Origin of the sequence: Klenkia taihuensis (genome assembly GCF_900112525.1) — a bacterium.
In the GTDB taxonomy this organism is placed as follows: Bacteria; Actinomycetota; Actinomycetes; order Mycobacteriales; family Geodermatophilaceae; genus Klenkia; species Klenkia taihuensis.
On the sequence record NZ_FOMD01000001.1, the window covers coordinates 193,229 to 212,201 of the forward strand.

An 18,973-nucleotide genomic window follows, 5' to 3' on the forward strand; every position below is an offset into this window, starting at 1 on the left:
CGCCGTCCGGGCCCTGACGTCACCTCTGCCGCACCAGGAGGAGCTCGACCACCACCTGTGTTGCCCCGGCGTCCGTCACGGACCCTGAGCCGCCTTCGGCGGCTAGTTGACCGGGCCGTCGCCGGAGAGGGCCTCGGGGTCCAGCCGGGTGGTCGTCCCGGTGCGCCGGTTGACCAGCACGGTGACCGCCCAGAGCGCGACGCCGACGGCGAGCAGCACGCCGGCGATCTGGTACTGCACCACCGGCCGGCCGGCGAACGGGGTGGCCAGGTAGGCGCAGGCCAGGGCGCCGACGACGGGCAGCAGGGCCGGCGTCCGGAAGTGGTCGGCGTCCACCCGGTCGCGGCGCAGCACCAGGACCGCGACGTTGACCACCGCGAAGACCACCAGCAGCAGCAACGCCGTCGTCCCGCCCAGGTCGGGGACGGCGCCGACGAAGGTGATGAGCCCGAAGGCCAGCGCGGTGGTGAACAGGATGGCGGTGACCGGGGTGCGCCGGCGCGGCCCGACCCGGCCCAGCAGCGGCGGCAGCACGCCCTCGCGGCTCATGCCGTAGACCAGCCGGCTGGCCATCAGCATGTTGATCAGCGCCGAGTTGGCGACGGCGAACATCGTGATGACGCCGAACAGCCCGAGCGGGAAGCCCGGCGCCCCGGCCTGCACCACCTGGAGCAGCGGGGTGTCGCCCTGCGACAACCGGTCGGCCGGCACCAGGGAGATCGCCGAGATCGACACCAGCACGTAGATGACGCCGGTGACGGCCAGCCCGGTGAGCAGCACGCGGGGGAAGATCCGCCGCGGCTCCTTGCACTCCTCGGCCATGTTGACGCTGTCCTCGAAGCCGACCATCGCGAAGAAGGCCAGGCCGGTGGCGGCGATGACCCCGCCGAGCAGGCTCTGGTCGCCGGTGTCGACCTCGGTGACCCGGGACAGGTCGCCCTCGCCCAGGCCCAGCGCCCAGGCGCCGACGCCGATGACGACCAGCAGGCCGGTGAGCTCGACGCAGGTGAGCACCACGTTGGCCTTGACGCTCTCGCCGACCCCGCGCAGGTTGACCACCGCGACCAGGCCCATGAAGCCCAGGCCGATCAGCGTGATGCCGATGCCCTCGCCCAGGTCGAGGCCGAACACCGCCGCGGCGTTGGAGCTGAACGCCCGCGCGGCCGTGGACGCCGACGTGATGCCCGAGCTCATCACCGCGAAGGCGACCAGGAAGGTCAGGAAGTGCACGCCGAAGGCCTTGTGCGTGTACAGCGCGGCGCCGGCGGCGCGGGGGTACTTGGTGACCAGTTCCAGGTAGCTGAACGCGGTGACCAGCGCGACGAGGAAGGCGACGAGGAACGGCGCCCACACGATGCCGCCGACCTGGGCGGCGACCTGGCCGGTGAGGGCGTAGATGCCGGTGCCCAGCACGTCGCCGACGATGAACAGCAGGAGCAGGCCGGGACCCATCACCCGCTCGAGCTCCGGCTGGGTCTGCTGCTCGGTGGTGGCCATCGGCTGCCCCTCTCCGCGGTGGTGCGGGAGAGCGTGGACCGTGCCGCCCACAGCCGCCACTCAGACGAGCAGCTGGGCGGTGGCGAGCTCGCGGTAGAGGGGGTCGGTCTCGACCAGCTCGTCGTGCGTGCCGACGGCGACCACCCGGCCGCCCTCCAGCACCACGATCTGGTCGGAGTCGCGCACCGTGGACAGCCGGTGGGCCACCACCAGCAGGGCGCGGTCGCGGGCGGCGGCGTCGAGGGTCTGCCGGAGCAGGGCCTCGTTGCGGGCGTCCAGGCTGGCGGTCGGCTCGTCGAGCAGCAGCAGCGCGGGGCGGGCCAGCAGCGACCGGGCGATGGCCAGCCGCTGCCGCTCCCCGCCGGACAGCAGCACGCCGTCGTCACCGACCAGCACGTCCAGGCCCAGCTCGGACCGCTCGACGACCGGGGTCAGGCCGACGTCGGCGAGCACCCGCCACAGCTCGGGCTCGGGGGTGTCCGGGGCCGCCAGCAGCAGGTTCTCCCGCACGGTGCCGGCCAGCACCGGGGCCTCCTGCTCGACGTAGCCCATCCGGGCGCGCAGCGCGGCGCGCGGCAGCTCCCGGACGTCGGTGCCGGCCCACCGCACCGACCCGCCGGTCAGCGGGTAGAAGCCCTCGACCAGCGCCAGCAGGGTCGACTTGCCCGCGCCGGAGGGGCCGACGACGGCGGTGCGGCTGCCGGCGGGCACGGAGAACGAGACCCCGTGCAGCACCGGCGTGCCGTCGCCGTAGCCGAACTCGACGTCGCGCAGCTCCAGCAGCGGGGTGGCTGCACCGGGGGCGGGCAGCCGCGGCGCGGTGGTCGTGCCGGGGCGCTGCGGCCGGTCGTCGTCCTCGGGCTCGAGCGCCAGCACCTCCTGCACGCGGGCCAGCGCACCCAGCCCGGTCTGCAGCTCGGTGTAGGCCCGGATGACCTGGCCCAGCGGCATGACCAGCAGGAACAGGTAGAGGATGAACGCGATGAGGTCGGCGACGCCGATCGCGCCGGTGGCCACCCGGTAGCCGCCGAGGCCGAGGACGGCGAGGAACGCGCCCTGCACGGCGATCGAGCTGGCCGGGGAGACCAGCGCCTGCAGCCGGGCGACCGCGACGCCGGCGGCCCAGGCCCGCTGCGCCGAGGCGCCGACCGTGTCGACCTCGCGGGCGGTCGCCCCGCTGGCCCGGATGGTGCGCACCGCCGACAGCGCCCGCTCCACCGCCGCGCTCATCGCCCCGACCTGCTCCTGGGCCTGCCGGGACAGCCGGCGCACCCGCCGGGCCGCGGCGACCGCCACGACCACGCCGATGCTCACCGACCCGACGGTGACCAGCAGCAGCACGCCGTCGACCAGCGCCATCGCCACCAGCGCACCGATCCCGACGACCAGCGCGCCGCCGACCTCGACCACGCCGCTGGTGACCGTGGCCCGCAGCAGCGTGGTGTCGGCGCCGACCCGGCTCATCAGGTCACCGGTGCGCCGCCGGTCGTACTCGGCGACGGGCAGCCGCAGCAGCCGGTCGGCCAGCGTCCGCCGGGTGGTGAGGACGACGCCCTCGGCGGTGCGCTGCAGCAGGTACTGCTGGCCCGCCCCGAGGACGGCGGCCGCGACCAGGACGACGACCAGCGCGGCGACCACCGGCAGCAGCGGCCGGCCGGCGCCGACCGCGTCGACCACCCGCGAGACCAGCAGCGGCTGGGCGAGCGCGGCGGCCGCCGAGACCAGGGACAGCACGGCGGCCGCGGCCAGCGCGCGGCGGTGCGGGCGGAGCAGGGGCCACAGCTCGCGGACCCCGGCCCCCGCGGGGCGGGGGGCCTGCGTCACCGCCCTGCGGCGAGCGCGCCCACCACCGCGGCCAGGATCCGGGCGTGGTGCTCGACGAGCAGCGGGCGCTGCCCGTCGGGCCGGACGGCGGCGACGAACCCGACCGCCGACCACAGCTCGTCGCCGTCGTCGGAGCCGAGCAGCAGCTGGCGGACGACGGGGTCCTCGACCAGCCGGCGCAGCTGCGGGGAGTCCTCGGCGGCCAGCAGCACCCAGCGGGTGTCGAACTCCTGGTCACCGCTGGGCAGCTGCAGCAGCCCGCCGGTGCCGTGCCGCCAGAACCGGGCCGGGGTCAGCCGGAACCCGGGGACCTGGCCGAGGACGGGCGCGGCGGTGATGGCGTGGGTGGCCACCCAGCCGCGGCCGTAGGGGGCGACGACGTCGAAGGCGACCAGGTCGACGCCGTCGGCGCGGCCGCGCAGCACGTTGCTGGGCACCTCCGACTTCGCCGGCCGCACCGGGGCGCTCTGCACCAGCTGGGCCAGCGGGGCGTCCTCGGGCGCGGTGCCGTCGGAGGCGCTCCAGCCGTACGCCGCACCCCAGGCGGCCAGGTCGCCGGACGGGCCGCCCTTGGGCATGAACGCCTGCTCGATCTCCGAGGGCTTGCGCGGACGGCGGCCGAACAGCCCGCGCCGCTCCTCCTGGGCCGGCGGGGCCTGCTGCGGCGGGGCGTCCCACGGCTGGGGCTGCTGCTGGGCCGGCGGGCCCCACTGCTGCGCGGGGGGCGGGGTGGCCTCCCACTCCTGGGTCGGCTCGCGGTCGCCCTGCTGGGCCGGTGGCTGCTGGGCGGGAGGCTGCTGGGCGGGCCGGTCGGGGGCCGCGTCGGGCAGCGACCAGCCCGGGGGCTCCCAGCTGCTCCCGGGCTGCTGCTGACCCTGGTCGCCCTGGCCACCGCCCTGGCCGAGGTGGGTGGGCTCGGTCCAGCCGCGCTGGTCCTCGGGACGGTCGTCGAAGCCGTCGTTCCGGGGGGTGCTCATCAGGTGCTCTCCTCGTGGGACTAGCCGTAGGTGTCGCGGGGGCCGCGCCCGCGGACGGTGCGGGGGCCCTTCTTCCAGCTGGGTGCCGTCGGACCGACAACGCGCAACCGGGTCACGACGTCCCCGCCGACCTGGTTGTGCAGCTTGCCGAGGATGGTCGGGGCCATCATCCGCAGCTGCGTGGCCCACGCGGTGGACTCCGCGACGACGGTCAGCTCGCCCTCGCTGAGCGACTGGGGCGCGCAGTGCGCGGCGATGTCGGGCCCGACCAGGGAGTCCCACCGGCCGAACACCGAGCCGACCTTGGTGCGCTCCCCCCAGTCCTCGGCGCTGACCAGGGAGTCCACCAGCGAGCCGAGGGTCTGCGGGTCGTCGGCGCCCGGGTGGGCGCCGGTCCAGGAGCGCCGCGGCCCGGCCACCCGGCGGCGGGTGGGGCGGGGGCGGGCGGCCGAGGCGGCGCGGGCGGCGTCCAGCGCGGCCCGGGCGATGTCGCTGGGCCGGGCCGGCCGGTCCTCACCCATGCGCCTCACCCACCGGCCCAGCCTCCTCCGCGGCGGCCGGTCCGTCGACCTCGGCGGTGAGGACGGTCGCCGTCCCCGCCGCGACCTGCACCCGGGTGCCGCGCAGCGCGGCCGGCACGTCCTCGGCCACCGCGGCGGTGATCAGGCACTGCTCGGCGGTGCCGGCCACCTCGGCCAGCGCGGTGCGCCGGCCGGCGTCGAGCTCGGCGAAGACGTCGTCGAGGACCAGCACCGGCTCCTCGCCGTCGGCGCGCAGCAGCGCGAAGCAGGCCAGCTTCACCGCCAGCGCGAACGACCAGGACTCCCCGTGGCTGGCGTACCCCTTCGCCGGCGCCGGGCCCAGGTGCAGCACCAGGTCGTCGCGGTGCGGGCCGACCAGGGTGACCCCGCGGTCGACCTCCTCCTTGCGCCGCTCCTCCACCCGGCGGGCCAGCGCGGCGGTCAGCTCCGCCGCCGAGGGCACGCCGATGCCGGGCAGGAACGCCGTCCCGTCGCCGGCCAGCGGGACGGTGCTGGTGTAGCCCAGCCGCGCGCGGTCGGCGCCCTCCCCGGCCACGCCCTCGTAGGCCGCGGTCACGAAGGGGTCCAGGTCGGCGGCCAGCTGCAACCGGGCGGCGAGCAGCTGGCCGCCGAGGTCGGCGAGGTGGCCGTCCCACACCTCGAGCGTGGCCAGGTTGCCGCGGGCGAGCTTGGCGGTCTTGAGCAAGGCGTTGCGCTGCTTGAGCACCCGCTCGTAGTCCGCCCGCACCCCGGCCAGCCGCGGCGTGCGGCTGACCAGCAGGTCGTCGAGGAACCGGCGCCGCTCGGTCGGGTCGCCGCGGACCAGGGCGAGGTCCTCGGGGGCGAACAGCACGGTCTTGACCAGCCCGAGCAGCTCGCGCGGCCGGGGCAGCGGGGAGCGGTTGACCCGGACCCGGTTGGCCTTGCCCGGGTTGATCTCGACCTCGACCAGCAGCTCCCGGTCCTCCTTGCGCAGCGCCGCCCGGACCACCGCCTGGGCGGCGCCGTGCCGGACCAGCGGGGCGTCGGAGGACACCCGGTGGCTGCCCAGCGTCGCCAGGTAGCCGACCGCCTCGACCAGGTTCGTCTTGCCCTGGCCGTTGCGGCCGACGAGGACCGTCGGACCCGGCGTCAGTGCCAGGTCGACGGCCTCCCAGCTCCGGAAGGACCCGAGCTGGAGATGTCGTACGTACAACTCAGGCCGGGTCCTCGACCTCACGGGCCTTGGCGGCCTGGACGGCGTGGCCGCCGAACTGGTTGCGCAGCGCCGCGACGGCCTTCATGGTCGGGCTGTCGTCCTGCCGGGAGGAGAACCGGGCGAACAGCGACGCCGAGATCGCCGGCATGGGGACGGCGTGCTCGATCGCCTGCTCGACGGTCCAGCGGCCCTCGCCGGAGTCGGCGGCCCAGCCGGTGATGTCCTCCAGGCCCGGGTCCTCCTGCAGCGCGCGGACCAGCAGGTCCAGCAGCCAGGAGCGGATGACGGTGCCCTGGGTCCAGGAGGCGATGACGCCGGGGACGTCCTCGATGAGGTCGACGGCGGCCAGCAGCTCGTAGCCCTCGCCGTAGGCCTGCATCATCGCGTACTCGATGCCGTTGTGGACCATCTTGGCGAAGTGCCCGGCGCCCACCGGCCCGGCGTGCACGAAGCCCGCGCCCTCGCCGGCCGGGGAATCGCTCTCCTTGTCGACCGGCGGCTTGAGGGCGTCGAAGATCGGCTGGACCTTGGCGACGTCCTCCTTCGAGCCGCCGACCATCAGGGCGTAGCCGTTCTGCAGGCCCCAGACACCACCGGAGACCCCGGCGTCCACGTAGCCGATGCCCTTCTTCGCCAGCAGGTCGGCGTGCACCTGGTCGTCGGTGAACTTCGAGTTGCCGCCGTCGACCACCACGTCGCCGTCCTCGAGCAGGTTGCCCAGCGCCTCGACGGTCTCGCGGGTCGGGTCGCCGGCGGGGACCATCACCCACACCACGCGCGGCGCCTGCAGGGCGCCGACCAGCGCCTCGAGGCTGTCGACGTCCTGCAGCTCGGGCGAGCGGTCGTAGCCGACCACCTCGTGCCCGGCCCGGCGGACACGCTCGCGCATGTTGCCGCCCATCTTGCCCAGTCCGATCAACCCCAGCTGCACGCCGGTCCTCCTCGAGTCGGTCTCGTCCCCGGTGCGGGCGGCACTGCCCCCGGGCGGTGCCCATCGTGCTCGCCCCGGGCCGGGGTCGCGCGGCGGGTCAGCCGGGCAGGCGCACCGGCATGATCAGGTAGCGGTAGGAACCCGGGCGCGGGGCGCCGTCCTCGGCTGGCTCCTCGTGGCCCGACAGCACCGCGGGCTTGAGCGCGCTGGTGAAGTCCATCCGGGCGCGCTCGGTGTGCACCGAGGCCAGGCCGTCGAGCAAGAACGTCGGGTTGAAGCCGATGGTCAGCGGGTCGCCGTCGAACTCGACGTCGCAGCGCTCCTCGGCCTGCCCCTCGTCGTCGGTGCCGCCGGCGCGCAGGGTGACCTGGCCGGGGGTGAACTCGCAGCGCAGCGGGGTGCCGCGCTCGGCGACCAGCGCGACGCGCTTGGCCGCGTCGGTGAAGGCACCCACCGGCAGCAGGGCGTGGGAGGCCGACTCGTTCGGCATGATCGCGCGGTACTTGACGAACTCGGCGTCCAGCAGCCGGGTGGTGGTCTGCCGGTCCTTGCCCGACAGGCCCAGGATGCCCTCGCCGGCACCGCCCGAGGACAGCGACAGCACGACCTCCGGCCCGCCGGTCAGCGTCTTCGCCGCGTCGGCGAGCGTGCGCGCGGGGACCAGAACGGCGGCCGAGAGGCCCGAGACCTCCGGGCGCCAGGCGAACTCGCGGACGGCGAGGCGGTAGCGGTCGGTGGCGGCCAGGGTGACCCGGTCGTCCTCGATCTCCAGCCGGACGCCGGTGAGCATCGGCAGGGTGTCGTCGCGGCCGGCGGCGACGGCGACCTGGCCCACCGCCTCGGCGAAGGCGTCGCTGTCCACGACCCCGGCGGTCGAGGGCAGCGAGGGCAGGGACGGGTAGTCCTCGACCGGCAGGGTGGGCAGGGAGAACTTCGCGTTGCCGCAGCTGATCGCCAGCCGGGCGCCCTCGGCGACGACGTCGACCGGGTGCGGCGGCAGCGCCCGGACGATCTCGGCGAGCAGCCGGCCCGGGACCAGCGCGCGGCCGTCCTCGGTGGAGGAGACGTCGACCTCGGCACGGGCGGAGACCTCGTAGTCGAAGCCCGACACCGACAGGGAGGCGCCCTGCACCTCCAGCAGGATGCCGGCCAGGACGGGGACCGACGGCCGCGGCGGCAGGCTGCGCGCCGTCCACGCCACCGCGTCGGAGAGCACCTCGCGCGCCACCCGGAACTTCATGTCGTCGTCCACCCCTGCTCGTCGTCCTGCGGGTCCTGTCTCGGTGCGGGCGACAGTCTCCCCTGCCGGGGCGGTCGGCGTCGAATGCCCCTCCCCGCTCCTCCTGGTGCTGCTCGGGTCGACTCGTCGACCGCACGTGCACACCCAGGGTGTGGTTCGAGAACTCCTCGAGAGAACTCCCTCATCCTCGTCATCACAGGTGTGGGTACTGGGGACCGGGGCCGTCCGTGCAGGTCAGGGCCGGTGCGCGGCTGTTGGCGCGGTGTGGGCCGGTGACCGGTCACCTGGGGTCGACATGGGGATTCGTCGGCCGTTCTCCACCGGTGACCGTCCGCGTCCACGGTCGGTCCACCCGCTGTCCCGCCCCCACCCCCGGTGGATCCCCAACGCACCCGTCCGGGGGACGGACCGGGGAGAACCCGTGGGTGGCCTGGGTACGGGGCCGGTCGACATGGGGACCGGCAGTCCCCACCCTGTGCACAGATCTGGGGATGAACGGGTTTGTCGACCCGCGGCGGCCGCTACTGGCGGGCGCGGGACTTGATGCGGGCGGTGAGCTCGGTGACCTGGGTGTAGGTGGCGCGGCGCTCGCCCATCAGGCCGGTGATCTTCTTGACCGCGTGCATGACCGTGGTGTGGTCCTTGCCGCCGAAGGAGGCCCCGATGCGCGGCAGCGACAGCTCGGTGAGCTCGCGGCACAGGTACATCGCGATCTGCCGGGCGTTGACCAGCGTGCGGCTGCGGTTGGCGCCCTGCAGCTCCTCCATCGTCACGGAGAAGTACTCGGCGGTGGCGGCCATGATGATCGCCGCGGTGATCTGCGGGCCCTGCTCGTCGCTGATCAGGTCCTTGAGCACCAGCTCGGCCAGCGCCAGGTCGACCGGCTGCTTGTTCAGGCTGGCGAAGGCGGTGACCCGGATCAGCGCGCCCTCGAGCTCGCGGATGTTGGTCTGCACCTTGCTGGCGATGAACTCCAGCACCGGGTCGGGGGCCTGCAGCCGCTCGCCGTAGGCCTTCTTCCGCAGGATCGCGATGCGGGTCTCCAGGTCGGGCGCCTGGACGTCGGTGATCAGCCCCCACTCGAAGCGGGTGCGCAGCCGGTCCTCCAGCGTCGTCAGCTTCTTCGGCGGCCGGTCGGAGGTGATCACGATCTGCTTGCTGGCGTTGTGCAGCGTGTTGAAGGTGTGGAAGAACTCCTCCTGCGTCCGCTCGGCGCGCTCCAGGAACTGGATGTCGTCGATGAGCAGGAAGTCGATGTCCCGGTAGCGGCGGCGGAAGTCCTCGGCCCGGCCGGAGTGCACCAGGTTGATGAACTCGTTGGTGAACTCCTCGGTGGAGACGTACCGGACCCGGACGTCGGGGAACATCCGCGCCGCGTAGTGGCCGATCGCGTGCAGCAGGTGGGTCTTGCCCAGACCGGAGTCGCCGTAGACGAACAGCGGGTTGTAGGCCCGGGCCGGCGCCTCGGCGACGGCGACGGCCGCGGCGTGGGCGAACCGGTTGCTGTTGCCGATGACGAAGCTGTCGAAGACGTACTTGGGGTTCAGCCCCAGGTCACCGCCACCGGGGCGGCCGGCCGCCGGTCGGCGGGACGGGCCGGTGGCGGGGTCGGCGTCGGTGTCGGGGCCGTCCCAGGGCGCGGGCCGGCGGGGGTCGCTGCGCGGCATGTCCCAGGCCGGGGCGTTGCCGTTGCCGCGCGACCAGTCGCGGCCGTCGCCGGACTCGGGCAGCCAGACGTCGGTGCGGACGCCGAACGCGGTGCGCCCGTCGTCGACCTGGGCGCGGGCGGCGCGGTCCTCGGCGTCGCGGTCGCGCTCGCCGCGCTGGCGGGCGTCGCTGTCCCAGCCGTCGGGCTCGCGGCGGTCGGCGTCGTAACGGTCGGCGTCGTACCGGTCGGGCTCGCGGCGCTCGCCGTCCCAGGTGTCGGCCGGGCGCTCGGCGGGACGGTCCTCGGCGCGCTCCCGCTCGGGGCGCGGCTCGGGCCGGGTCGGCTCCGGCCGGCTGGGCGGGGCGTCCTCGAGCTGGACGGCGACCTTGGTCTCCTTGCCGAACTCGGCGGTCAGGGCCTCGGTGAGCGCGGTGCGGATCCGGGACTCCAGCACGGTCTGGGTGAACTCGTTCGGCGCGGCGAGCACGAAGACGCCCTCGACCAGGCCCAGCGGCCGGGTCAGCCCGAGCATCGCGTTCTGCTGGCGGGTCAGGTCGCCGGCCAGGCGCTCCCGGATCCGGTCCCAGACCGGTCCCAGCTCGCCGGTGGTGTCGGCCATCGACTTCCGTCCCTTCCGTCCCCGTCGTGCCCCTGCTGTGCGCCCGGTGCGCGGCTGCCGTGCCGGTGCGTCGTCCCCGGGTGGATCCACCGGTGTGGACCGGGGTCCGGGCGGGGTCCACACCACTGTCCACAGAGTGTGGACGACGGTTGGGGACGTGCTGTGGCCGGGCGTGCCCCGGTCGGGCCGGTCCGGGTTGTCCGCCCAGGTCAGGGTGCAGGCGGGGGGTGTGGACCGGGCCGGCTGCCGGGGAGGGTCCGACCGCGGTCGGGACCGCCCGGGGCGGCCGTGTCGACCGGTGGAGAGCGAGGCGACGCTAACAGCACCGTCCACAGGCGGGCAACGACACCGGTGTGGTTCGGTGGGTCCCCGCGACGGGCCCTCCCGGGGTCCCCGGCGGCCGTCCACCGGCCAGGTCGCCGGCTCGGCTATGCTGGTCCGCGTCTGTGCACAGCGGACGGTTGCTGCGTGCCCGCCACGCGGTCCCGGCGCTGGGTGCAGGCCACCAGCCTCGGTGCAGGCAGGGGTCCGGCGCACCGCCGGGTCGCCGCCCGGCACCGCCGCGTGACCGCCCGACCGGTGGTCACCACCTCGTCGTCGTCAGTGGGAGCACCTCGTGAGCAAGCGCACGTTCCAGCCGAACAACCGTCGCCGGTCCAAGACCCACGGCTTCCGGCTCCGGATGCGTACCCGCGCGGGCCGCGCCATCCTTGCCGGCCGTCGCCGCAAGGGCCGCGAGAAGCTCTCCGCCTGACGTGCTGCCTGCGCAGGCCCGCCTGCGCCGGCGTCCGGAGTTCACCGTGGTCGTCCGCTCCGGCCGGCGTGCCGGGCGCCCGACCCTGGTCGTGCACTACCTCCCCGAACGGCCCGTCGTCCGTGGCGGGGGTCCTGGTGACCCCCCTCCCGGGCCGCGGGCCGGTTTCGTGGTGGGCAAGACCGTCGGCAACTCGGTCTGCCGCCACCGGGTGACCCGCCGGCTGCGGCACCTGGTGCGCGACGAGCTGCACCGTCTGCCGCCGCGGTCGGACCTGGTGGTGCGGGCCCGCCCCGAGGCGGCCGACGCCGACACCGACACCCTGCGCCGGGACCTGTCCCGCGGTCTCGACCGCGTGCTGGGCACCCGGTGAGCACCGGCGCCCGGGCCCTGCTGGGCCTCATCGGCTTCTACCGGCGCGGCATCAGCCCGCTGCTGGGCCCGCGCTGCCGCTTCACCCCCACCTGCAGCGAGTACGCGCAGGAGGCGGTGCAGGTGCACGGCGCCGCCCGCGGGGGCTGGCTGACCGTGGTGCGCATCGCCAAGTGCGCGCCCTGGCACCGTGGCGGCATCGACCTCGTCCCCGGAACCGCCCAGCTGGTCCACTCGTCTGGCACAGCGTCCCCACCCTCGCCCGCGCCCACGGAGGCCCGCGTTGCTTGACTGGCTGTACACCGCGATCGCGTGGGTGATGAAGCAGTGGCACGCACTGTTCTCCACGTTCCTGGACCCGGCGGGCGGCATCGCCTGGGCGCTGTCGGTGGTCATGCTCGTGGTGACCATCCGCATCCTGCTGTTCCGGCTGTTCGTCAAGCAGGTCAAGAGCCAGCGGGCGATGCAGGAGATCCAGCCGGAGATCCAGAAGCTGCGCAAGCAGTACGGCGCGGACAAGCAGGGCTTCAGCCAGGCGATGATGGCGCTGCAGAAGGAGCGCGGGGTCAACCCGCTGGCCGGCTGCCTGCCGATCCTGCCGCAGATCCCGATCTTCATCGGTCTGTTCCACGTGCTGCGCCGCATCGCGCCGGGCAAGCCGGGTCTGTACAGCTGGGACTTCGACCTCACGCAGCAGGCCGCCAACGCCAAGCTGTTCGGCGCCCCGATCGCCGCCTCGTTCAACATGGTGGGCGACAAGGAGCAGGCCATCCTCGGCCTGACCGGGGGCAGCTACACCAACATCCGCGTCGTCGCGATGATCCTGATCCTGATCATGTGCTTCACGACGTACTACACGCAGAAGCAGATCCAGAAGCGCTCCGGCCCGGTCGAGGGCCAGGCCGCCACCGTGCAGAAGCTGCTGCTCTACGGCATGCCGATCAGCCTGTTCGTCTCGGGCTTCTTCTTCCCGATCCTGGTGCTGCTGTACTGGTTCACCAACAACCTGTGGACCCTGGGCCAGCAGTTCTACATCCTCAAGAAGATGCCCCCGCCCGGGTCGCCGGCCGCGCTGGCCAAGGCCGAGGCCGACAAGCCCAGGATCGACCCCAAGCTGCTCGCCCCGAAGCCCGGCGCCAAGCCGGTCCGGCCCAAGCGGGGCCCGGTCGCGCCGTCCTCGACCGTCGACGCCGACGGCGCGCCGACCGCCGACCCCACCCCCGACGCCGGGGCCACGCCGGTCGACCCCACGCCGACCGACCCGGGGACCGCGAACGGCAGCAACGGCGGGCGTCCCGGCGGCGGCAGCCGGCCGCGCACCTCGGGCGGCTCGGCCGGCCCCGCCAACCGGGGCAAGCGCAAACGGCGCTGAGCCCACCCCCGGCGCGCGCGGCGCGCCTCCCCCACCTCCGGGTCCACCCCCGGCCGCCGGCACTCCCCCAGGAGGAGACCACGTGAGCACCCCGCAGAGCAGCACCGCACCGGACACCAGCGGGACCGAGACCGCCCTGCCCGACGCCGACCCGGTCGACGCGGACGCCGTGGTCGAGCCCGTCGACGTCCTCGAGGACACCGACGAGGAGACCGAGGACGAGACCGACGAGGACGGCGAGGACGAGGAGGACGACGACGAGGAGGACGACCTGCTCGTCCAGGAGGGCGACGTCGCCGGCGACTACCTCGAGCGCCTGCTCGACATCCTCGACGTGGACGGCGACATCGACCTCGACGTCGAGGGCGACCGCGCCTCGGTGGCCGTGGTCGGCGGTGAGCTGACCACCCTCATCGGCGCCGGCGGCGCCACCCTGGAGGCCCTGCAGGAGCTGACCCGCCTCGCGGTCGCGCAGTCCACCGGCACCCGCAGCCGGCTGATGCTGGACATCGGCGGCTTCCGGGCCAAGCGCCGCGCCGACCTCACCGACCTGGCCGGCCAGGCCGCCGCCCGCGTCGCCGCCAGCGGCACCGCTGAGCGCCTGGCGCCGATGAACCCGTTCGAGCGCAAGGTCGTGCACGACGTCATCGCCGCCGCCGACGGCGTCCGCAGCGAGTCCGAGGGCGAGGAGCCGAACCGCCGCGTCGTGGTCCTGCCGGCCTCGTGACCGACGGCGTGGGCGGCCCGGCCGGCGAGCTGCCGGTCGAGCCGCCGACCGCGGCGCTGCCGATGGAGCCGCCCACGGCGGCGGGGGTCTTCGGCGACCAGCTGGCCGGCGCTCGCCGCTACGTCGAGCTGCTCGCCGGCGAGGGCGTGGTGCGCGGGCTCATCGGCCCGCGCGAGGTCCCGCGGCTGTGGGAGCGGCACGTGCTCAACAGCGTCGCGGTCGCCGAGGCCGTGCCGCACGGGGCGCGTGTGGTGGATGTGGGCAGTGGGGCGGGTCTGCCCGGCATCCCGCTCGCGCTGGCCCGGCCCGACCTCGCACTGACCCTGGTGGAGCCGATGGCCCGCCGGGTGGAGTTCCTGACCCACGTCGTCGAGGAGCTGGGCACCGACTGGTCGGTGGTCCGCGGCCGGGCGGAGGAGAGGTCCGTCGTCCGGGCGGTGGGCCAGGTCGACGTCGTCACGGCCCGGGCCGTCGCACCGCTCCCCCGGCTCGTGGGCTGGGTGCGGGGCATGCTGCGGCCCGGTGCACAGCTGGTCGCCCTGGTCGGGGCGAAGGCCGCGGCCGAGGTGCCCGACCTGGTGCCCGAGCTGACCGCCGCGGGCATGCGCGACGTGCACGTCCGCCCGGTCGGGGCCGACCTGGGCGAGGCGGCCACGCAGGTCGTCGTCATGACCCGCACCGGCCGCTGAGCGGACCACCCGCCGTCGACTCGTCGACCCGTAGGCTGGACCGCGGAATTCCACGGTTGGCGTTTCACGTGGAACTGGCTACAGCGACCCGAGCGTGTTCCACGTGGAACCCGTCCCGGGTGAGGAGGACTTCGGCATGACGGACCCGGGCGAACGGCTGCGCAGCAGTCTGGCCGCCGACCTCCCGCCGGCCGGAGCGGAGTTCGACAGCCCCATCGCGATGGAGGCGATGCGCGCCACCCGGGTGCTGCACGCCGGGGAGCAGGACCCGTTCCCGCCGCCGGGGCGGATCCGGGTGCTCACGATCGCCAACCAGAAGGGCGGCGTCGGCAAGACGACCTCGACGGTCAACCTCGGGGTGGCGCTGTCGCTGTTCGGCCTCCGGGTGCTGGTGATCGACCTCGACCCGCAGGGCAACGCCAGCACCGCCCTCGGCGTCGAGCACGTCGTCGGCACCCCGTCGGTCTACGACGCCCTCGTCGGGGAGGCCACGCTCGGCGAGGTCACCCACCCCACCACCGCCTCGCCCAACCTGCGCTGCGTGCCGGCCACCATCGACCTGGCCGGCGCCGAGATCGAGCTGGTGAGCGTCGTCGCCCGCGAGCACCGGCTGCGCCGGGCCATCGAGGCGCACCTGCATGCGCTGCCCGCCGACGAGCGGCCGCACTACGTGCTCATCGACTGCCCGCCGTCGCTGGGGCTGCTCACCCTCAACGCGCTGGTCGCCGGGGACGAGGTGCTCATCCCCATCCAGTGCGAGTACTACGCGCTCGAGGGTCTGGGCCAGCTGCTCTCCAACATCGAGCTGGTCCGCGCGCACCTGAACCCCGGCATCACCGTGAGCACCATCCTCCTCACCATGCACGACGGTCGCACCAAGCTCGCCGACCAGGTGGCCGACGAGGTGCGCAACCACTTCGGCGAGCTGGTGCTGTCCACCGTCATCCCGCGCAACGTCCGGGTCAGCGAGGCGCCGGGCTACGGCCAGTCGGTGCTGACCTACGACCCGGGCTCCCGGGGGTCGACCAGCTACGTCGAGGCCGCCCGCGAGCTCGCCGTCCGGGGGGCCGCGCTGCAGCCCCTCGTGCCGGCCCAGCCCTCGCCCGCCGCGGCTCCCCCGGCCGCCCCGCCGCTCAACGCCCTCGTCCTCGGTCAGTCCGTGGCGACCCGAACCCAGGAGGACTCATGACCAAGCGCGGCGGACTCGGCCGGGGCCTGGCGGCCCTGATCCCCACCAGCGCCCCCGCGGCGACCGCGACCCCGGCCGCCCGGGCCGCCGAGGCCGTGGAGGCCGCCGCCGAGCGCGCCGCCGCAGGCCTCGCGCCGGCACCGGCGCTGGCCCCGGTGGCCGACCGCCCCGAGGAGGTGGCCGGCATCCCCGGCGCGCAGCTGCGCGAGGTGGCCGTCACCGACGTCGTCCCCAACCCCAAGCAGCCCCGGCTCGTCTTCGACGACGAGGCGCTGGAGGAGCTCACCCACTCCGTCAAGGAGTTCGGCCTGCTCCAGCCCATCGTGGTCCGCGAGCGCAGCGAGGGCGGCTACGAGCTCATCATGGGCGAGCGGCGGCTGCGTGCCGCCCGCGCCGCCGAGCTGGAGACCGTCCCGGCGATCGTCCGGGACACCTCCGACGACGCCATGCTGCGCGACGCGCTGCTGGAGAACATCCACCGGGTGCAGCTCAACCCGCTGGAGGAGGCCGCGGCCTACCAGCAGCTGCTCGAGGAGTTCGGCGCCACCCACGAGGAGCTGGCCGGCCGGATCGGGCGCAGCCGCTCCCAGGTCACCAACACCATCCGGCTGATGAAGCTGCCGGTGAAGGTGCAGACCCGGGTCGCCGCCGGCGTGCTGTCGGCCGGGCACGCCCGCGCGCTGCTCGGCCTGCCCACCCCGGAGGCCATGGACGCCCTCGCCACCCGGATCGTCGCCGAGGGCATGAGCGTGCGCGCCACCGAGGAGGCCGTCGCCCTCGCCGTCGCGCACGAGCCGGAGGCCAAGCGGAAGTCCGGGCGCACCATCACCGCACCCGGGGTGGAGGACCTCGCCCACCGGCTGTCCGACGCCTTCGAGACCAAGGTCAAGGTGCAGATCGGCCGGGCGAAGGGCCGCATCGTGGTCGAGTTCGGCTCGGTGGACGACCTGCAGCGCATCGTCGGCATGATGGCGCCGGAGATCACCGGCCGGAGCCAGCCCCCGGCCTGACCGCTGGTTCCGTCACCGACGGAACCAGCGGTCAGCGCCGGGCGGCGGCCTGGTGCAGCAACCGGGTGAGGACGTCGCCGAGCCGGTGACCGGCCGCCTCGACCGCCATCGGGAACATCGAGGTCTCGGTCAGGCCCGGGGAGACGTTCACCTCGAGGAAGTGCACGGCGCCCTCGGCGTCGACGATCAGGTCGGTGCGCGACAGGTCGGCCAGGCCGAGCGCGCGGTGCACGGTGACCGCGGCGTCGGCCGCCCGCTGCGCGACGTCGTCGTCCACCCGGGCCGGGGTGTGGTACTCCGTCAGCCCGGGGGTGTAGCGCGAGGTGTAGTCGAAGACGCCGGACTCGGGCGCGATCTCCACGGCCGGCAGGGCCCGCGGGCCCTCCCCCAGGTCGACCACCGACACGGCCAGCTCGATGCCGTCGACGAACCGCTCGACCAGCACCGTGTCGCCGTAGGCGAAGCAGCTGACCATCGAGGCGGGCAGGTCCTCGACCCGGGTGACCTTCTGCGCGCCGAGCGCCGAGCCGCCGGAGGCGGGCTTGACCATCAGCGGCAGACCCAGCCGGGCCACGATGAGGTCGAGCACGGCACCGGCGCCGAGCTCGCGGAAGGTGGAGTGCGGCAGGGCCACCCAGTCCGGCGTCGTCACCCCGGCGGAGCGGACGACGGACTTCGCGGCCGGCTTGTCCCACGCCAGGCGGCAGGCCGCGGCGGGGGAACCGACGTAGGGGATGCCGGCCAGGTCCAGCACCGCGCGGACGGCGCCGTCCTCACCGGTGGAGCCGTGCAGGGCGATGAAGACCGCGTCGGCCGGGGCCGCGGCGAGGCCGGGCAGCAGGTCGGCGTCGGCGTCGCGCAGCTCGGCGTCCAGGCCGGCGCGGAGCAGGGCCTCGACCACCTGGGTGCCCGAGGACAGGCTGACCTCGCGCTCGAAGGTGAGGCCCCCGGCCAGGACGACGGCGCGGAGCAGGTCGGTGCCGGGGTCGGTGTCGACGGGCTGGGTGGTCACGGCTGGTCACCGACCTGGTCGGAGGACGCCGGGCCGGTGATCGGCTCGACGGCGGGCACCTGCGGCGTGGCCGGCCGGACCGCGCGGAAGCGCCCGGTGTCGACCGCGCCGAAGGTGGTGTGCAGGTCGAGCTCGGCCTCCACGACGCGGGCCAGCCGGCGCACGCCCTCGCGGATCTGGTCGGGCTCGGGGTAGCAGTAGGACAGCCGCATGTACTCCTTGCCCTGACCGTCGGCGTAGAAGCCGATGCCGGGCACGTAGGCCACGTGCGCGCTCACCGCGCGGGGCTGCATGAGCTTGGCGTCCAGGCCGTCGGGCAGCTTGAGCCAGACGTAGAACCCGCCGTCGGGCCTGGTCCAGGTGGTGCCCGGCGGCATCAGCGCGGCCAGCGACTCCAGGGTGGCGTCGCGGCGCTCGCGGTAGAGCTCGATGAAGGTCTTGATCTGCTGCTGCCAGGGCTGGGTGTCCAGGTACCGGGCGACGGCGTACTGGGTGAGCGAGGGCGGGCAGAGCACCTGCGCCTCGGTGGCCAGCACCAGCTTCTCCCGGACGGCGAGGGGCGCGAGCACCCAGCCCACGCGCAGGCCCGGGGAGAAGGTCTTGGAGAACGAGCCGAGGTAGATGACCCGCTCGGCGTCGCGGGCCCTCAGCGCGCGCATCGGCTCGCGGTCGAAGCCCAGCAGGCCGTAGGGGTTGTCCTCCACGACCAGCAGGTCGTAGCGGTCGGCGATCTCCATGACCTTCGCCCGGCGCTCCTCGGTGAGCGTGATGCCGGCCGGGTTGTGGAAGTTCGGGATCGTGTAGAGGAACTTGACCTTGTCGCCGCGGGCGCGGCACTCGACGAGGGCGTCCTCGAGGGCCTCGGGCACCAGGCCGTCGTCGTCCATCGCGACGTGCTGGACCCGGGCCTGCGCGGCCTGGAAGACCCCGAGCGCGCCGACGTAGGACGGCGCCTCGGCCAGGATGACGTCGCCGGGGTCGCAGAAGACGCGGGTGACCAGGTCGAGGGCCTGCTGGGAGCCGACGGTGACGACGACCTCGGACGGCGAGGCGTCGGTGATCCCCTCCAGCGCCATGACGTCGCAGATCCGCTCGCGCAGCCGGGGGTCGCCCTGGCCGGAGCCGTACTGCAGGGTCTGCGCGCCCATGCCCGAGACCAGCTCGCCGATCATGGATCCCACGGCGTCCAGGGGCAGGGCCGTGACGGCGGGCATGCCGCCGGCCAGCGAGACCACCTCGGGCCGACTGACCACGGAGAACAGGGCCCGGATCTCCGAGCTCTTCATGCCGTGGGTGCGGGCGGCGTAGCGGTCGGCCAGCGGGTCCAGCCGCGGGTGACGCGCCGGCACGGGGGCCGACGCGCTGACCGGGCGGTCAGGCGTCGAGGTCACCC

At 74.6% G+C, this 18,973-nt stretch carries 18 protein-coding genes; 8 read left to right on the top strand and 10 right to left on the bottom strand.

Going from position 1 to position 18,973, the window contains the following annotated elements; genetic code table 11:
- Nucleotides 1-102 precede the first annotated feature (102 nt).
- The 8 genes from BM158_RS00955 to dnaA form a co-directional block, all read right to left on the bottom strand.
- On the bottom strand, nucleotides 103-1,497 hold the full coding sequence (locus tag BM158_RS00955; protein WP_091553585.1) for an APC family permease: 1,395 nt from the start codon (nucleotides 1,495-1,497) through the stop codon (nucleotides 103-105).
- Nucleotides 1,498-1,557: 60 nt separating this feature from the next.
- The gene (locus BM158_RS00960; RefSeq protein WP_165628798.1) at nucleotides 1,558-3,321 is read right to left on the bottom strand and encodes an ABC transporter ATP-binding protein; all 1,764 of its coding nucleotides are present in this window, start codon (nucleotides 3,319-3,321) and stop codon (nucleotides 1,558-1,560) included.
- The gene (locus BM158_RS00965) at nucleotides 3,318-4,298 is read right to left on the bottom strand and encodes a hypothetical protein (protein ID WP_091553592.1); all 981 of its coding nucleotides are present in this window, start codon (nucleotides 4,296-4,298) and stop codon (nucleotides 3,318-3,320) included. The genes BM158_RS00960 and BM158_RS00965 overlap by 4 nt, the downstream gene beginning before the upstream one ends.
- Before the next feature lie 20 nt (nucleotides 4,299-4,318).
- Nucleotides 4,319-4,819: a DciA family protein gene (locus tag BM158_RS00970; RefSeq protein ID WP_091553594.1), complete on the bottom strand. Its 501-nt coding sequence runs from the start codon at nucleotides 4,817-4,819 to the stop codon at nucleotides 4,319-4,321.
- Nucleotides 4,812-6,014, bottom strand: a complete 1,203-nt coding sequence (recF, locus tag BM158_RS00975; protein ID WP_091553596.1) for a DNA replication/repair protein RecF — start codon at nucleotides 6,012-6,014, stop codon at nucleotides 4,812-4,814. Before recF ends, BM158_RS00970 begins: the two co-directional genes overlap by 8 nt.
- 1 nt (nucleotide 6,015) lies before the next feature.
- Entirely contained in the window at nucleotides 6,016-6,948 is a 933-nt protein-coding gene (gene gnd / locus BM158_RS00980) for a phosphogluconate dehydrogenase (NAD(+)-dependent, decarboxylating) (RefSeq protein WP_091553598.1), read from the bottom strand.
- Nucleotides 6,949-7,045: 97 nt separating this feature from the next.
- A complete protein-coding gene (gene dnaN, locus BM158_RS00985; protein ID WP_229827537.1) occupies nucleotides 7,046-8,200 on the bottom strand; it encodes a DNA polymerase III subunit beta in 1,155 nt (384 codons plus the stop codon).
- A gap of 509 nt (nucleotides 8,201-8,709) precedes the next feature.
- Nucleotides 8,710-10,455, bottom strand: coding sequence for a chromosomal replication initiator protein DnaA (gene dnaA, locus BM158_RS00990; RefSeq protein ID WP_207506062.1), 1,746 nt, complete (start codon nucleotides 10,453-10,455; stop codon nucleotides 8,710-8,712).
- A gap of 616 nt (nucleotides 10,456-11,071) precedes the next feature.
- Here dnaA and rpmH point away from each other — a divergent pair.
- The 8 genes from rpmH (at nucleotide 11,072) to BM158_RS01030 (ending at nucleotide 16,568) form a co-directional block, all read left to right on the top strand.
- Nucleotides 11,072-11,209 (top strand): 50S ribosomal protein L34, encoded by a 138-nt coding sequence (gene rpmH / locus BM158_RS00995; protein WP_040338882.1) that lies wholly within the window; start codon nucleotides 11,072-11,074, stop codon nucleotides 11,207-11,209.
- Between the two features lies 1 nt (nucleotide 11,210).
- Nucleotides 11,211-11,582 carry a ribonuclease P protein component gene (gene rnpA, locus BM158_RS01000; protein ID WP_091553600.1) on the top strand — a complete coding sequence of 124 codons (372 nt, stop codon included), beginning with the start codon at nucleotides 11,211-11,213 and terminating at the stop codon, nucleotides 11,580-11,582.
- Nucleotides 11,579-11,872 carry a membrane protein insertion efficiency factor YidD gene (gene yidD, locus BM158_RS01005; RefSeq protein WP_091553602.1) on the top strand — a complete coding sequence of 98 codons (294 nt, stop codon included), beginning with the start codon at nucleotides 11,579-11,581 and terminating at the stop codon, nucleotides 11,870-11,872. The genes rnpA and yidD overlap by 4 nt, the downstream gene beginning before the upstream one ends.
- Complete coding sequence (yidC, locus tag BM158_RS01010; RefSeq protein WP_165628799.1) at nucleotides 11,865-12,953, top strand: membrane protein insertase YidC; 1,089 nt, start codon at nucleotides 11,865-11,867, stop codon at nucleotides 12,951-12,953. The genes yidD and yidC overlap by 8 nt, the downstream gene beginning before the upstream one ends.
- An 82-nt stretch (nucleotides 12,954-13,035) precedes the next feature.
- Nucleotides 13,036-13,680 (top strand): Jag family protein, encoded by a 645-nt coding sequence (locus tag BM158_RS01015; protein ID WP_091553604.1) that lies wholly within the window; start codon nucleotides 13,036-13,038, stop codon nucleotides 13,678-13,680.
- On the top strand, nucleotides 13,677-14,369 hold the full coding sequence (gene rsmG, locus BM158_RS01020) for a 16S rRNA (guanine(527)-N(7))-methyltransferase RsmG (protein WP_229827536.1): 693 nt from the start codon (nucleotides 13,677-13,679) through the stop codon (nucleotides 14,367-14,369). The genes BM158_RS01015 and rsmG overlap by 4 nt, the downstream gene beginning before the upstream one ends.
- A gap of 103 nt (nucleotides 14,370-14,472) precedes the next feature.
- The gene (locus BM158_RS01025; protein ID WP_322789640.1) at nucleotides 14,473-15,558 is read left to right on the top strand and encodes a ParA family protein; all 1,086 of its coding nucleotides are present in this window, start codon (nucleotides 14,473-14,475) and stop codon (nucleotides 15,556-15,558) included.
- The gene (locus tag BM158_RS01030; protein ID WP_091553606.1) at nucleotides 15,555-16,568 is read left to right on the top strand and encodes a ParB/RepB/Spo0J family partition protein; all 1,014 of its coding nucleotides are present in this window, start codon (nucleotides 15,555-15,557) and stop codon (nucleotides 16,566-16,568) included. Before BM158_RS01025 ends, BM158_RS01030 begins: the two co-directional genes overlap by 4 nt.
- A gap of 31 nt (nucleotides 16,569-16,599) precedes the next feature.
- Here the strand turns inward: BM158_RS01030 and BM158_RS01035 are convergent, their stop codons facing one another.
- Nucleotides 16,600-17,580, bottom strand: coding sequence for a D-alanine--D-alanine ligase family protein (locus tag BM158_RS01035; protein WP_091553608.1), 981 nt, complete (start codon nucleotides 17,578-17,580; stop codon nucleotides 16,600-16,602).
- Nucleotides 17,577-18,971, bottom strand: coding sequence for an aminotransferase-like domain-containing protein (locus BM158_RS01040; protein ID WP_207506064.1), 1,395 nt, complete (start codon nucleotides 18,969-18,971; stop codon nucleotides 17,577-17,579). The genes BM158_RS01035 and BM158_RS01040 overlap by 4 nt, the downstream gene beginning before the upstream one ends.
- Nucleotides 18,972-18,973: the final 2 nt, after the last annotated feature.